The sequence below is a fragment of the Pseudomonas cichorii genome (genome assembly GCF_019719005.1).
Classification (GTDB): Bacteria; Pseudomonadota; Gammaproteobacteria; order Pseudomonadales; family Pseudomonadaceae; genus Aquipseudomonas; species Aquipseudomonas cichorii_E.
The window spans coordinates 9,648-23,469 of the sequence record NZ_JAIGPJ010000038.1; the positions used below are offsets into that span (position 1 = coordinate 9,648).

7 protein-coding genes and 1 pseudogene are annotated in these 13,822 nt (G+C 58.6%); 1 reads left to right on the top strand and 7 read right to left on the bottom strand.

From position 1 onward, the window contains the following. Positions 1–74 precede the first annotated feature (74 nt). Positions 75–305 (bottom strand): DUF6124 family protein, encoded by a 231-nt coding sequence (locus K5D32_RS21680; RefSeq protein ID WP_221593577.1) that lies wholly within the window; start codon positions 303–305, stop codon positions 75–77. Positions 306–867: 562 nt separating this feature from the next. On the opposite strand from K5D32_RS21680, the pseudogene K5D32_RS21685 reads away from it, so the two are divergent. Then, positions 868–1,001: pseudogene (locus tag K5D32_RS21685) on the top strand (type II toxin-antitoxin system RelB/DinJ family antitoxin); the annotation flags it as partial. A 105-nt stretch (positions 1,002–1,106) separates the two neighbouring features. Here K5D32_RS21685 and K5D32_RS21690 read toward each other — a convergent pair. The 6 genes from K5D32_RS21690 to K5D32_RS21715 all read right to left on the bottom strand — a co-directional run bounded on the left by K5D32_RS21690 (position 1,107) and on the right by K5D32_RS21715 (position 13,787). Beyond that, entirely contained in the window at positions 1,107–2,246 is a 1,140-nt protein-coding gene (locus tag K5D32_RS21690) for a Fic family protein (RefSeq protein ID WP_221601789.1), read from the bottom strand. Positions 2,247–2,398: 152 nt separating this feature from the next. Continuing rightward, positions 2,399–3,190 (bottom strand): hypothetical protein, encoded by a 792-nt coding sequence (locus tag K5D32_RS21695; protein ID WP_260407493.1) that lies wholly within the window; start codon positions 3,188–3,190, stop codon positions 2,399–2,401. Between the two features lie 86 nt (positions 3,191–3,276). Then, positions 3,277–4,230 carry a sulfotransferase family protein gene (locus K5D32_RS21700; protein WP_221601790.1) on the bottom strand — a complete coding sequence of 318 codons (954 nt, stop codon included), beginning with the start codon at positions 4,228–4,230 and terminating at the stop codon, positions 3,277–3,279. Then, positions 4,218–5,006, bottom strand: a complete 789-nt coding sequence (locus K5D32_RS21705) for an aspartyl/asparaginyl beta-hydroxylase domain-containing protein (protein WP_311775794.1) — start codon at positions 5,004–5,006, stop codon at positions 4,218–4,220. The genes K5D32_RS21700 and K5D32_RS21705 overlap by 13 nt, the downstream gene beginning before the upstream one ends. Before the next feature lie 8 nt (positions 5,007–5,014). Continuing rightward, complete coding sequence (locus K5D32_RS21710; protein WP_221577204.1) at positions 5,015–6,535, bottom strand: TolC family protein; 1,521 nt, start codon at positions 6,533–6,535, stop codon at positions 5,015–5,017. 73 nt (positions 6,536–6,608) lie between these two features. Continuing rightward, complete coding sequence (locus K5D32_RS21715) at positions 6,609–13,787, bottom strand: Ig-like domain-containing protein (protein ID WP_260407494.1); 7,179 nt, start codon at positions 13,785–13,787, stop codon at positions 6,609–6,611. Positions 13,788–13,822 lie beyond the last annotated feature (35 nt).

Below are 13,822 nucleotides of genomic sequence, written 5' to 3' on the forward strand. Positions count from 1 at the left end.
CAGGAAGCGAATAAGGGGCTGTACGCAATACCGCGAACCCTATCATTACCCTGAAAGTGGTGTAACAAACCCATCTACCGCAACGATCGCTCCAGCAGTGTATTGGCCATCTCGATCAAATGAACCACAGAAAACGCCAGATCACGCGGCGAGCCGCTGAGGCTGTCGCCGCATTCGTATGCCGTGGCCATGGCGCAACGCAACAGATCGGAAGCACGGATAAGTGCTTCTTCGTAGCTCAAGGCTTCGTTGGCGATGAAGTGGACGGTGGGGATAACGGGTGGGTCGGGGGTGACTTTGAGCATGGTGATAACTCCTACGTAAAGTTAAGGAGCCGTCACCCTCGCTACCAAACGGCGGGTGGCGGCCGTACGCAAGTTGGTAGAACCGGTCGTAGGCGCCCGGTGCGTCCGAAGACGCCATGCGCACGGCCACCAAAACGCAGGCCGTAAAAAAGCGCCTCGCAGAAGGTGGCGCCTTGCGCCTACGTAACTCAGGTCTACCAAACCTGATCGCTGATTTTGCAGCGACGGCAGGAGGGTAGTGACCCGAATCACAGGGCGCAAGCGGTCAGGATTTTCTCGGAAATTTCACTCAAGGGAAAGGGAGGCGTCTTGCTATCGGAGGCAGAACGAGGTGGATAACAATCTTGCGGGTAATAAACATCTACCTAAAAAAGCGGGCTGCTCTTGATAGATTTCACCCCATTCAGTTCTTCTGAGGGCGCCAGAACCATGATGCATTCAGATCATGTGCGCTACCTGGAAACATAAGCGGACTATCTTCGCGAGATAGAAGAAGGAATTGCCGATGCAGAAGCAGGACGTCTTACCGATCTTGATACAGTGAAGGCCAGGTGGGATGGCACGGTACGTAGCTGAGCGCGGGCAAATCCCATTCAAGGCCGTTCTGATGAAAGACGAGGATAAGGCACTCCTCGCAACCGTTCGCGAGCGTTTGGCCAACACCAGCGAGTGAGAGTTTCGCTGGATGATCTATAGCCTTGAGTTCGATACACGAGCCTTGAAAGAGCGGCACAAACTGGGGGGACACCAGTACGCCCTAACGAGAAACACCGCCAATTGATCGCGAGAAAGGCTGATCATTTAACCCCAACTCACCTCATACCGCGTACTCCGCCCGCCTCCCGGCAGCTTCTGCAAACAGCCTTTTTCCAGCAGGTCGGCCAGATGCCGGGTGGCCGTGGCTTTACTGACTTTGGCAACGGCCTGGTATTGCCCGGCGCTGATGCCTTCTTCAAAACCTGGCTTGTCGGCCAGCAGGTTTCCATCCAGCAAACGGTTCAGGACTTTGATTTGCTCAGGTGCCAGACCTTTATCGCGGTGCTGTTGCCAGAAACGCGCCTTGGCCAGAACCCGGTCGATACGTTTGATCGCTTGTTGCAGGGTATGCAGCAAGGTCTGGAGAAACCATTGCAGCCATGACGTGATATCCAGGCCATCCTTCTGGGTGCGTTCCAGAATGCGGTAGTAATCCTGGCGAGTAGCAAGAATGCTGGCGGACATGGCGTAAAAGCGAATGGACTGATTTTCCGCCTGAGCCAGCGCCAGATCAGTGATGGCCCGAGTAAGGCGTCCATTGCCATCGTCGAAAGGGTGAAGCGTCACAAACCAGAAGTGCGCCAGACCCGCACGCAACAGAGGGTCAAGGCTGACATCGGAACGACTGGCATTGAACCAGCTCAGGAATGCCCGCAGTTGCGCTTCCAGACCTTGGCGTGGCGGTGCTTCAAAATGCACAGTGGGTTGATCGATGCGCCCCGAAACCACTTGCATGGGCTCTTCGCCTCGCAAGCTTCCCACTCGAATAGTGTGAGCCATGAGCGATTGCGGCTCTGGAAACAACAAGGTATGCCAGTGCAATACCCGTTCAAGGCTAAGCGCTGGCTGATGTTGTTGCGTGGCATCGAGCATCAGTTCTGCCAGGCCTTCGCTGCGCGGGTTGGCCTGTTGACCGCCTTCAAGCCCAAGCCGCTTGGCAAGCGAAGAACGCACCGAACCGACATTCAGCTGCTCTCCCTCGATAGCCGATGAAGTGATGATGTTTTGCAGCAAAGCATCCAGTTCCGTCTGAGCGCTGGTATCCGTACCGGCTGCGCTCAGCATGCCCAGCAACTGACCCTGAGCTTGGGAACACGCACGTAACAACACCGCCAACGACTCCGCCTGCCAACGAAAATGCGGCCAGTCCGGGTGCTGCCAGATCCAGTTCAGGGGTTCGTTCATGGGAAGATTCTCTGGGTGTGAGCCGAATAGTAGCGCTATTCGGCTCAGCATATGAGCCGAATAAGCAAAATAATCGGCTCATGAGCACCAGAAAACGACAATCATCCCATCCTCATGACACGCCGACATCACGCGACTGCCCTGCAATAGCCTCACCTGTCCCTGAAAGTCACCCACCTCATGTGACGCATATCAAATCCATTCTCATTTTTATCTGTCAGCACATCCCCACAGCCCGAGGCAGCAGTAACGGCTGTGCGAGTTGTAAAGCCTCTGGAAATCGAATTCATCGTCGTTTGATAAGCGAAATTCTTCCTGGACCGGTACTGATCTTCAGTTTCGCCGTGCTTTTTACTTCCGCAGCATTCGGTATTTAATCCGCTCTCGGTAATCTCATAGAATTTGCTCCCAAAACCAAGAAGCCGGTCGTACATACTGATCTTTTCGAGTAACCCACTCGGGTCGTTTACAAGCTTCACATCTCGAGAGGCAATAAACGTTGCTGAACCCTGCCCCCCATAAAAATAGGTCACCAGAACAAAGGGTTCTTGAGGATACTCAAACCTGGCCTCATTACGGACCGGCGCAACAATTTTTACTCCAAAGTTTTCTTCAAACGATTTGGTATTGGCTCTTGAAGCCTGGAGAGTCCGCATAAAATCATAGCGCCAGCCTTCGTATATAATTCCGGCCTTTAGATGTGTATTACCATCGTGTCTTTTATAAATATAACTATTATCAACTTTGAGCCTGACCAGACGCTCAAGAAAACGCTGCCGATGCTCTTCATCACTCAGCACCTTCCCTTCCGCAAGACAAAGCGTCGCATCGGTCCAAAAGAGCCGGTAAGCCGCAAAACTTCCGGGTACGGCTATCAGCAAAAAGATGACAGCCAGCACAATGAATTTCACATCGCCCCACAATGTTCTTTTACCCGCAGCCATACCTGGACTTCCTGTTGAGCATTCACAGCAATGCCCGGGAAATTATGCTCCCAGGCCAATAATGGAAATGTGTAGTGCTATCGAGCTTATGCCTGCCGATTGAGGCTGCGCTCACCTCGCAAGACTTCCAGCGCCTCGAAGGAAGTGCGGGTCCAGCATTCTATCCGGTCCTTGAGCAGGTCGGTGGCCTCGCGATGTTTATCCCGGCTGTCGGCAACAAATACCTGACCCGGTTGTTTGGCGTGCTGGACCGTCGCCAGCAGCGCCTTGCTGCATTGCGCAGCATCAAGCCCGAAGAAGTCCGCCAGGTGCCCTTGCATCGCCCCGGGAAGTTCCCGGTAGTTCACCGGCAGGCCAGCAAAGACGCGGCAGTATTCAAGACCGAAGTCGAGAATCCGGCCCAGTCGCTGGGCAATGTAGTCTTCCCGGACATTGCCCTGACTTTCCCCGTCCAGTGAGCTGGGGCCAATGATGCCGGGCACCATGTGCATGCCTGCACGGCGTATGTGGGAGACGGCAATTTCCAGAGGCTCGCGATACACAAACATCCACGGCACGTCAGGAAAGCACTCTCGCAGCAGCGGCAGTTCGCCGATGTTCCACGCATCCAGTTTGATCACCAGCTTTTGCTCGGTGCCGCGTCGGATCTGGCCATAGGCGGCGAGCAGGCCACGCAAGGCAGCATTGCGCACTTCGGGGTCAAGCGTGCCGCGCAGCAGTGCATCGAGCGGCGGCGGCTCGGAAATCACTATCGCTTCGTCGAGCTGCGCCAGCATCTGGCCGATCAGGGTCGAGCCGCAACGGGAGGCGTGATAAACGAACGCTGTGGGTTCAACGGCAGGCATCTGCCATTCACACAACACGGCAAGAGGTGTTTTGCGGCGGAACGCCTGGTTGAAAGGCAGGCGCAGCGCTTCGTCCACCGCATCGCGAAAGAAGGGTTGATCGAGTTTTCGCTCGCCAAACCAGCACCAGTCCACCCGCCACTCTTCAGCTTCCTGCCAGATGCGGATCGGCAGCCAGTCTTTCAGGCTGTCCATTGTCGGTTCCACTGGTTGCGGCCATGACGCATCGCAGCGCGTACATCTTCACGACCAAATTGCAGGCCACGTTCGGCACCCAATGCCAGGGTCCGGGCAATAAAGGCTTCGCTGTCCGGTTCGGACTGCAAGGCGTGGCACAGCAGCGGCTCGTGCTCCAGCAAGGCCCTGAATTGCGCAAAGGCTTCGGCCGCTCGGCCAGGACCGGCTGGCGGTGTTGTTGGCAGACCGGCTTCGATCTGCTGTTCCAGCCAGGCATTGGGTCGACAGTCGAGCACCAGATGAATCCGCTCTTGCTGCCCCCAGTTATCGACACTGTGAGGTCGGGCCAGATCGAGAAACCAGCACTCGCCCGCATTCATCGGGATACGCTGGCGGTCCAGCATGAAGTCCACGTCCGGCGAGCTGAGCAAGGGGATGTGCAGACGACGATCAGCCTGTGGACCATCGAGGTCGTAATCGCGGTGTTCGTGTATTCGGCTGCCCGGCCCGAGACGCAGCAAGCGGGCGCTGCGAATATCCAGCGGCAGGTCGCGCAGGGCAACAGCCCAACGGTCGTCGGTTCGCCATGGCTCTCGGGGGATGGGTTCGCCTGCGCCTGAGGACAATTCGGTCAGGGCATCGGTAGCGGAAATCAGCGCGACACCGGACCACTGCCCTTCGTAGTAACCGGCATTGAAGTGCGCGGTCCAGGCCGTGTCGGCAATACGCGAGAGCGCCTGTAACAGCAGAGGCAAATCCACTGTTACAGGCAGGCGGGAAAAGGCCGGAAGCACGAATCCGCTTACTTGGTCTGTACTTCAGCCGCTTTCACAGGCTCGGCGATATTACCCGCCGACCATTGGTTTTCACGGGATGCCAAGGCACCTGCGATCACTTGAACGTCGGTCGAAGGCAATTGCTCCGGCAGTGGGTCAAGCCCGGCACTGGCGAAGATCTGGCCATAGGCATTACGCAGGTCGGCGTAGGCCAGGTCACGGCGCAGGTCGGCTTGCAGGGTGTTGAGTTCGCCCTGGATCAGGTCAAGTTCGCCAATGCCTGCGGCCTTGTAGCGGTTGCGTAGTTGACCGACGATTTCACCGTCGATGTTCGACAGTTGCTGGCTGGTCTTGAACTGACGCATGGCTTCGCGATAGTTGGCGTTGGCCACGTAAAGCTGGGCAAGTACGGCAATCGACATGGCCTGACGACGCGCGGCTGCGACTTCTTCACCGGCCTTGGCAACGTTGATAGCCGCGGGCGCGGAGATCACGTTGAACAGGTTCCAGGTGACCTTGACGCCCATGTCGGCCCATTTGTCATTGACCAGGAAGGAGTTGCTGTCGTAATGACCACCGGCAGAGAATTCCAGGCCCGGCAGCAGGCGCAGCATGGCCTTGCGGGTTTCGGCAGAGCTGATGCGGGTCTGGTAATCCTGCTCGCGCAGTTCCGGACGGCTGGCCAGTGCTTCGTGTTCGAGCACGCTCATGTCGACTTTGAGTTCCGGGATCGAGTAATCGTCCGGGGTCGCCAGGGTCAGTTCACTGCCCAGCGGCAGGTTGATCAGGGTTGCCAGCTCGGTCTTGGCCAGGGACAACGCTTTGCGCTGTTCTTCAAGCTGACGGGTCGCCTGGATCAACGAGCGCTGGTAGCTCAGTGCCTGAACCGGATCGCCGACGCGCTGTGCGCTCATTTTCTGGCTGTTGCCCTGAGCCTGCTCGACGCGGGCCATCAGGCTGTCGATCTGTTTCAGCAAACGTTCGGCGGCCACTGCGCGCCAATAGGCCGAGCGCACGTCCTGAACGATGGTGTTGACGACCTTGCGGCGGCGCTCCTGAACGATCAGGCGCTGGTCGCCCTGCTGCTTGGCGCTGATGTAGCTGACGCCGAAGTCGAGGACGTTCCAGACCATGGTGAGGTCGGCAACGCGACGGCTGCGATCCTGAGAAGTCGAAGGTTCCAGAGACTGAGTGCCGGTTTCGACACTTTCACTGCTCGACGCGCTGACGTTGCTGCGCCCGGCGTAACCTGCGGACAGGGCCATGCGCGGCAGCATGTCGAAGCTGGCAAGGTCGAGCTGACGCTTGGCCAGGGCTTCTTCCATGATTTTCAGGCGAGCTTCAAGGTTGTACTTGACCGCACGAGCCATGGCCTGGTGCAGAGTCAGGGGGCCGCTCAAAGGCTCCTGATTCTTGTACATATCCTGCAGATCGCTTTGTGCGCGCTGCTCACTGACACTACGGTCGATTGGCTTGCTGGTGACAGCACAACCACTGACGACCAGCGCCAGCAGGCTGACACTGAATAACTTCCGACTTCTATTCATCCTTCGACCGCCCCTGTACCACATTCTTTTTTATAAGCGCCGGGATTTGCCGGCGCCTGACTCACACCCTGTTTCAAGCCTGCACTTCACTGATACCGGCTTTCCCCAAAGCCCATGCTAGTTCATGCAGTTGTTTCTGCTCGCCGTCTTTGAGCAATTGCAGTTGTTGCTCCAGGGTCAGCGCGCCAAAGCTGCCGCGAATGCCTTGCGACGAATCGCTCAATCCACGGCTGCTCCCACTGTCGAAAGCACGTTGCGACGAGGTGTCCGTGGAGGACTCGCGATTGAAAAGCGTCGACAAGGTGCTGTTGCCGAATACACCGCCTTCGCCGCTGCCAAAGCCCAGGAAACCGCCAGTGGCACCCGTGCCGCCAAGCTCATTCGAGCTGAAGACCTGTGCAATGAAACTTGGGGCCAACGCGCCATTGCTGATGAAGATGTTACCCACCGGCGGCAGACCATTGCCTGTGGTGCGCACTTCAAACAGCGGCGCGAAGCTCAGCGGCGAACCGATGTTGCCGGTAGGCGGGCCAAAGAGCGTTGGCTGCAATGGCAGGTTTGGCTGGCTGGTCAGAGGCACCGAATCAGTGATCCGGAACTGCGGATCGCCACCTTGGGAAAGGGTCGTGACCGCGTAACTACCGGAGTTTGTAATACCGATACCAGTATTGCCTGCCAGGTCCGAGACATTGCTGCTGTCGAGCGTGATGAAGTTGCTCGGAGCCTGCGTATTGGCTGTCGGGGTCAGGGTCGCGGTCCAGGTCAGGCCGCCATCGTTACTGGCCAGATTGGACAGGGTGCCGTTGGCGACGCTGAGGTCCGAAAGATCGAAGTTGCTGACACGCTCACTGAAGGTGAAGGTCACCTGAGTGGTCTGGCCCGTGGTCAGGTTCGGGTTGGCAAGCACAATGCTCGAAACGCTTGGAGCCTGACCGTCAACAATGTAGTTGGCAGAGTTGATAACGCCGCTACCTGCGTTACCCGCCAGGTCCGTGACGTTGCTGGTGTCCATGACAACAAAGTTGGTCGCATCACTGATATTCGCCGTTGGCGTCAGGGTTGCGGTCCAGGTAATGCCGCCGTCGCTACTGGCCAGATTCGACAGAGTACCGCTTGCTACGCTGAGGTCCGACAGGTCGAAGTTAGTGACCGCTTCACTGAACGTGATGGTCACTGGCGAGGTTTGACCGATGCCCAGCGTGCTGTTGGCAACCACAATGCTCGCAGTAGGACGCGCGGTATCGATAGCGTAGTTGTTGGAAACAGTCGTGCCGCTGCCGATATTGCCGGAAGCATTGGCAATGCCCGTGTTATCCAGGGTGATCAGGTTGGTGGTGTCGGTCACGTTTGCGGTCGGCGTCAGGGTGGCCGTCCAGGTGATACCGCCATCGCTGCTGCTGACCGCGCTCAAGGTGCCATTGGCAACGGTCAGGTCGGCGTTGGTGAAACCATTTACAGCTTCGCTGAAGGTGATAGTCACCAGGGAGCTTTCACCGATAGCCAGTGCGCTGTCTGCTACCACGATGGTCGCGGTCGGCTGCCGGGTGTCGATGGTGAAGTTGCCCGAATTGACGATACCTGTCCCGGCGTTGCCAGCCAGATCCGTCACACCCGCGCTGTTCAGGCTGATCACGTTACTGGTGTCAGAGCTATTGGCAGCCGGTGTAAAGGTCGCCGTCCAGGTGATACCGCCATCGCTGCTGCTGACCGCGCTCAAGGTGCCATTGGGGACTGTCAGATCGGCGTTGGTGAAACCGGTGACCGCTTCGCTGAAGGTGATGGTCACCAGCGAGGTTTCGCCTACTGCGAGAGAGCTGTCTGCCACCACGATACTCGCTGTGGGACGCTCGGAGTCGACAGCGTAATTGCCCGAAGTCGTGAGGCCGGTACCCGCGTTGCCAGCCGCATCGGTTACGCCTGCGTTGTTCAGGGTAATGACATTGCTGGCGCTGGTGAGGTTGGCAGTCGGCGTCAGGGTTGCGGTCCAGGTGACACCGCCATCGCTGCTGCTGACCGCGCTCAAGGTGCCATTGGCAACGTTGAGATCGGCATTGGTGAAACCGCTCACCGCCTCGCTGAACGTAATGGTCACCAGCGAGGTTTCACCCATGGCCAGGGCGTTGTCGGCAACCACAATCGTTGCGGTCGGGCGAACGGTGTCGATGGCGTAGTTGTTGGAGTTGGGGAATTCGCTGCCGACGTTGCCGGAAGCATTGGCGACGCCCGTGGTATCCACCGTGATCCAGTTGGTGGTGTCGCTCACGTTGGCGTTCGGCGTCAGGATGGCCGTCCAGGTGATACCGCCATCGCTGCTGCTGACGGCGCTCAAGGTGCCATTGGGCACTGTCAGGTCGGCGTTGGTGAAACTGTTCACCGCTTCGCTGAAGGTAATGGTCACCAACGAAGTTTCACCGATCCGCAGTGCGGTGTCGGCTACCACGACGGATGCAGTCGGACGCACAGTATCGATGGTGTAGTTGTTGGAGTTGGTCGTGCCAGTCCCTGTGTTGCCAGCCAGATCTGTCACGCCGGTATTGTCCAGGGTGATCAGGTTGGTGGTATCGGCAACATTGATGTTCGGCGTCAGGATTGCCGTCCAGGTGATACCGCCATCGCTGCTGCTGACGGTACTCAAGGTGCCATTGGCCACGCTCAGGTCGGCATTGGTGAAACCGGTCACCGCTTCGCTGAACGTGATGGTCACCAGTGGAGTGTCGCCAGCGATCAGCGTGCCGCCCGTCACGACGATACTCGCAGTCGGGCGCGCAGAGTCGATGGCGTAGTTGCCCGATGTCGTGACACCAGTGCCCGCGTTACCTGCCTGGTCGGTCACACCCGCATTGTTCAGGGTGATGACATTGCTGGCGCTGGTGATGTTGGCAGTCGGTGTCAGAGTCGCGGTCCAGGTGATACCGCCATCGCTGCTGCTGACGGCGCTCAGGGTACCATTGGCCACGGTAAGGTCAGCGTTGGTGAAGCCCGTTACAGCTTCGCTGAACGTGATGGTCACCAGCGAGGTTTCACCAATGGCCAGTGCGTTATCGGCAACCACGATGGTTGAGGTCGGACGCACAGTGTCGATGGCATAGTTGTTGGAGTCGGTTGTACCGCTGCCGGTGTTGCCGGAGCCATTGGCAAAGCCCGTGTTATCCAGCGTGATGCGGTTGGTGGCATCGGTCAGGTTCGCGGTCGGCGTCAGAGTCGCCGTCCAGGTGATACCGCCATCGCTGCTGCTGACGGTACTCAAGGTGCCATTGGCCACGCTCAGGTCGGCATTGGTGAAACCGGTCACCGCTTCGCTGAAGGTGATGGTCACCAGTGAGGTTTCACCGACTCTCAGCGCACTGTCAGCGACCACAATGGTTGCGGTCGGCTGCAGGGTGTCGATGGTGAAGTTGGCCGAGTTGGTTATGCCGGTGCCGGCATTGCCGGCCAGGTCGGCAATGCCCGAGTTGTTCAGGCTGATCAGGTTGGTGGTGTCAGCCACATTGATATTCGGCGTATAGGTCGCGGTCCAGGTAATACCGCCATCGCTGCTGCTGACGGAGCTCAAGGTGCCATTGGGCACTGTCAGGTCGGCATTGGTGAAACCTGTCACCGCTTCACTGAAGGTGAAAGTCACCAGGGAAGTTTCACCGACCGAAAGGGCGGTATCGGCCATTGTAATGCTGGCCGTCGGACGCAAGGTATCGATCGCGTAATTGGCCGAACTGGTGATACCGGAGCCCGTATTGCCATTCGCATCAGCCACGCCGGTGTTGTTCAGCATGATGATGTTGGTCGCACTGGTGATGTTGGCCGCCGGTGTAAAAGTCGTGGTCCAGGTGATACCGCCGTCGCTGCTGCTGACAGCGCTCAGGGTGCCATTGGCAACGGTCAGGTCGGCATTGGTAAAGCCGGTCACCGCCTCACTGAAGGTGAAGGTCACCAGCGAGGTTTCACCGATGCGCAGAGCGTTGTCGGCGAATGCGATGGTTGCCGTCGGGCGTACGGTATCGATGGCGTAATTGTTGGACGTGAGCGTTCCGATACCCGGGTTGCCAGAAGCATTCGCGACACCTGAGAGATTCAGAGTGATCGCATTGGAGACGCTACTCACGCCCGAGCTCGGTGTGAAATTCGCTGTCCAGGTGACACCGCCATCACTGCTGCTGACCGAACTCAGGGTGCCATTGGCCACCGTCAGGTCGGCATTGCTGAAGCCGGTTACGGCTTCTGTGAAGGTGAAGGTCACTTGCGGGGTATCACCAATCACTACAGAGGTGTCAGAGATAACGACCGTCCCGCTCGGGCGCACCGTGTTGATGGTGAAGTTGGCCGAGTTTGTCGTACCGGTCCCGGCGTTACCCGCCAGATCTGTATAGCCGGCGTTATCCAGGCTGATCAGGTTGGTGGTATCGGATACGTTGTTGTTCGGCGTATAGGTTCCCGTCCATGTGATACCGCCATCACTGCTGGTGACGGTGCTCAAGGTGCCATTGGGCACGCTCAGGTCGGCATTGGTGAAGCCAGTCACCGCTTCACTGAACGTGATGGTCACCAGCGGGGTTTCACCTGCGGTGATGTTGGTGTCGGAAATACTGATAGTGGCAGTCGGACGAACAGTGTCGACCACATAGTTATTGGAGTCAGTGGTGCCTGCTCCGGTATTGCCTGCCGCATCCGTGACACCGGTATTGTCCAGGGTAATGAGATTGGTGGTATCGCTGATGTTGGCGGACGGCGTGAAAGTACCCGTCCAGACAATGTTGTTGCTGGTGGTGAGCGTACTCAGGGTGCCGTTGGCAACGGTCAGGTCAGCGTTAGTGAAACCGGTCACTGCTTCACTGAAGGTAACGGTCACCGCCGACGTTTCACCGATGCTCAGGGTAGAGTCAGATACCACGATGGTTGCGGTCGGGCGTGACGTGTCGATTGCATAGTTGTTGGAAGTGGTAGTACCCGAACCCGGGTTGGCAGACAGATCCTGCACGCCAGCCATGTTCAGGGCAATCGAGTTGACGGTGCTGGTCAGGTTGGCCGTCGGCGTCAGGGTTGCTGTCCAGGTTCTGCCGCCATCGCTGGAGGACACCGCCGTCAAGGTGCCATTGGCAACGCTCAGGTCAGCGTTGGTGAAACCCACGACTGCTTCGCTGAACGTGATGGTCACCAGCGAGGTTTCGCCAGCGGCCAGGGCCGTATCCGCAACCGTAATGGTCGCGGTCGGGGGCACGGTATCGGCGACCGTGTAGTTGTTGGAAGTCCCAGTGCCGGTGCCAATATTGCCCGCCGAGTCCTGCACGGCCGAGCCGGCCAGGGTAATGACGTTGGAAGAATCCGAAATATTGCTGGCCGCTGTCAGTGTGGCCGTCCAGGTAATGTTATTGGTGGTCGTGAGGCCCGTCAGGGTGCCGTTTGGAACGGTGATCTCGGAAATATCCAGGCCGAAGACCGGCTCGCTGAACGTGAAGGTCACAGTCGTGGTGCTACCCGAGCTCAGGGACGGGTTGGCAATCACGATGCTGGAGATGGTGGGTGACGTCACGTCAGCGCTATAGCTGACATTCAACGATCCGCTATCGTTGAAGATGTTATTGACCGCCGTTGGCGAAGTACCGTTTGTACCACCGCTGGTTGCCTGACCACCCGCCCCGCTGGCACCTACGTTACCTGACATGGCCGCGTTGTTGGTTGACGTGATATTGAGCGCGCCCTTGTTCCAGATGGCACCGATACCCCGACCGCCGTTCCCGCCGATGGTACCGCCACCACCACCGCCACCGCCCGCGCCGATATTGCTGCTGATGGTCGAGGTACCAATGATCGCCAGGGTGCCCGTAGAGGCGTTATAGATACCGCCTACCGCCGAACCGCCCCTGCCGCCAGTGGCATCAAAGCCTGAACCGCCACCGCCGCCGCCGATGGTCCGTCCGCCAGAAGTCGCCGTACCGCCTGCGCCACCGTTGGTATAGCCAGAAGAACCAATGCTACCGGCACCGCCACCGCTCGCATTACCGCCACGCCCGCCCATATAAACCGTGTTGAAACCAGCACCGTTACCGCCTGTGTTGGCCGAGGGCGCTGTAGGGACATAGGACCCGGCACTGCCGCCGGTTGCGCCATTCTGTCCACCGATACCGCCACCGCCACCACCGCCGCCACCGACGTTCGGGGATAGCACACCACCGCCGCCGCCACCGCCTGCAGCCGAGTTGGCTGTCACGGTGACGTTACGCAGCGTGAGGTTACCGGCGTTATTGATACCGCCACCCACGGCGTCAGCCACCGCAATCGCTGAACCGCTATTGGAGCCCGAAGTACTGGCCAGGCCTCGCGTAATGATCAGGCCGTCAAAGGTGGCAGTCGTGCCGGAGGTCACCCGGATCACACTGGTCCTGTTCTGGCCATCCAGCGTGACATCAGCCACGCCGTCGTTGTTCAGGTCGCCATCGATGGTGATGTTTCTGTTGACCACCAACTGGGCGTCAAGCGCAACCGTCATGCTGCTGGAGAACGTTACGATATCGCCGTTCTGGGCGCTGGCCAGGGCTGCACGCAAGGTGCCTGCGCCGGTACTGCTGCTGGAGGTAACGGTGAAAGTCGCCAGCCCCCACTGGTAAGAGTCCATCGCCTGCTGCGACAAGGCTCCGATGCTTTCGATGCTGCCGGTCGCGATTTCCAGCGTCCAGTCACCACCCACGCCGGTGCGGTTGGTCGATGCTGCAATGTCGCGCCCGGTAAGGCTTGCCAGTGAGTCAACGAAGCTCAGACCCAGCTCGCCTTCGGCGGTATTACAGGCGTAAATCAGAATATCGCCACCCGCGACCATGTCATTGCCGATCTCGGCCAGCAAGGCACTGCGCTGGGCAATGTTGTCAGCCGACAGGTAGCTGTTGCCCAGCCACAGATCACCCGAGTTGCCGTGGGCGATGATCTGTACCGAACTCACGCCCTGATGGGACTCCAGGTAATCGGCAATCTGTTGCAGGCCGTCTTTGGTGGCGTCGAGCATGACCACCTGAGCACCGGGCGCAACGCCAACGAGCAGGCTGTCGGCATCCTTGACCCGGGAATCGACAAAGACCACGGTGCTGCCTGTCACGGCAGCCGGCGTGGTGGCGATATCAGCCGTCGCAGCCGACTGCGCATGGCTATCGCTGCTGCTGTCTTTGGCGCTGGCCTGATCGGTGGTCTTGGCAGCCTCGCTCGTCGCGTGGCTATCGGGCTGAGCGGCATCGGCCACGGTGGCCGCCACCGCGCCATCGAACAGCATTCGTGGCTCAAGGAACATGATCATGGGGGAAGCGG